Annotated in this window: 1 protein-coding gene and 1 pseudogene; one reads left to right on the top strand and one right to left on the bottom strand. The window is 71.7% G+C overall.

The window, feature by feature from the left end:
* Positions 1–94: 94 nt before the first annotated feature.
* Positions 95–784, top strand: coding sequence for a response regulator (locus ABZ281_RS48215; RefSeq protein ID WP_356665066.1), 690 nt, complete (start codon positions 95–97; stop codon positions 782–784).
* Between the two features lie 305 nt (positions 785–1,089).
* Here ABZ281_RS48215 and ABZ281_RS48220 read toward each other — a convergent pair.
* A pseudogene (locus ABZ281_RS48220) lies at positions 1,090–1,539 on the bottom strand (gluconate permease); the annotation flags it as partial.
* Positions 1,540–1,739: the final 200 nt, after the last annotated feature.

The raw sequence follows: 1,739 nt of genomic DNA on the forward strand, positions 1-1,739 counted from the left end.
TGCGCCTGTACGTGTTCGACGGCAAGGCGTCGCCGGACTGGCGGAAGGGCGTGACATCCGGGGCCCCGGTGGCCAGAGGCGCTGGAGGCGACGCATGACGAGCAGCGAGAAGGCCATCCGCGTCCTGGTCGTGGAGGACGACCAGGTCGCCGCCGACGCGCACGTGCTGTACGTGGGCCGGGTGCCGGGGTTCGTGGCCGTGGGCAAGGCGCACTCGGGTGCCGAGGCCCGCCGGGCCCTGGAGCGCACCCCGGTGGACCTCCTCCTGCTCGACCTGCACCTGCCGGACGTGCACGGGCTGCAACTGGCCCGGTCCCTCAGGACGGCCGGCCATCACGCGGACGTGATAGCGGTGACGTCGGCCCGCGACCTGGCCGTCGTCCGCGAGGGCGTCTCGCTCGGGGTCGTGCAGTACGTCCTGAAGCCGTTCACCTTCGCGACCCTGCGCGACCGCCTCGTGCGCTACGCCGAGTTCCACGCGGCGGTCGGCGAGGCGAGCGGCCAGGACGAGGTGGACCGGGCGCTCGCGGCGCTGCGCGCGCCGGGCCCGGCCGCGCTGCCCAAGGGGCTGAGCGCGCCGACGCTGGAGCGGGTGACGGTCGCCCTGCGCGACAGCGCGCAGGGCCTCACGGCCGCCGGCGTCGCGGAATCCGTGGGCATCTCCCGCATCACGGCCCGCCGTTACCTGGAGCATCTGGTCGACGCGGGCCGCGCGGCGCGCCGCCCGCAGTACGGCACGGTGGGGCGGCCGGAGTTGCAGTACCGCTGGATCACCGGCCAGTGACGGCCCATCAGCCGCCGGTCAAACCTGCCCATGTGATCGCGTCCGTGTGCTCGGCCGCCCGTGCGGAGGGGCTCGCCGAGGCAGGCGCCGACGAGGTGCTGATCGGGCTGGAGGGCCTGCGGCGGCCGGTGGACGTGGTCATCGACAACGTCCGCGGCCCTCAACTGGTCGCGGCCTGGGACCTGCTCGCTCCCGGGCGGCAGCGTCCAGAGCGTGGGCCGGACGTCCGGGGAGCCGGCGGTCTTCCCGCCGTACGCGACCGTCGGCTCGGCCAAGTCGCTGTCCTCCTTCGTCATCGAAGGCGACATGGTGGACAGCGCGATGGGCATCGGCAGGCCCACCCACAGCAGCATCGCCCCGGTGACCCCGACCAGCGTGAACGCGATGGGCACGACGTTGATGAACGCGACCTCGTAGAACATGGTCACGCCGATCAGCATGGACGTGACCACCATGGCGACCTGGACCCAACGCGGCCCGAAGGCGTCGAGGAGCTTGCCGGCTATGCGCTGGGCGGCGCCCGAGTCCCCCATCACGCGGCCCACCATCGCGCCGAGCCCGATGGTCAGCATGGTGTGGCCGATCTGGTCCCCGATGCCCTCGGAGAGGACGTCCGGGATGGCCGCCACGGGGATGCCCTGCACGAGCGCGACGCCCACCGCCACGAGCAGCAGGGCCGCGAAGCCGTTCAGTCTCAGCGTGGTCATGAGGACGAGGAGGATCAGAACGCTGATCCCGACGACGAGCAGGGCCAAGACAGTTCCCCTTTGAACCGATGACCCATCCCTGAAGCTGCCATCTCTGCATGGTGACGGCGTCCACGTATGAAGATGGAGGCTAAGTGGGTGAACAGAACAGGGTCAATGGGTCGGACGATCATGCCTCGGCGGATTCACCACACCGGAGCGCCGGACGAGGCCCCGCTCGCCGCACACCTCGGAGCGCCCGGCGAGAC

It is taken from the genome of Streptomyces sp. NPDC006265 (assembly GCF_040613555.1).
GTDB lineage: Bacteria > Actinomycetota > Actinomycetes > Streptomycetales > Streptomycetaceae > Streptomyces.

Excerpts from the sequence above, each read along its gene's own strand:
- ABZ281_RS48215 (WP_356665066.1), top strand. The coding sequence starts at position 95 with ATGACGAGCAGCGAGAAGGCCATCCGCGTCCTGGTCGTGGAGGACGAC.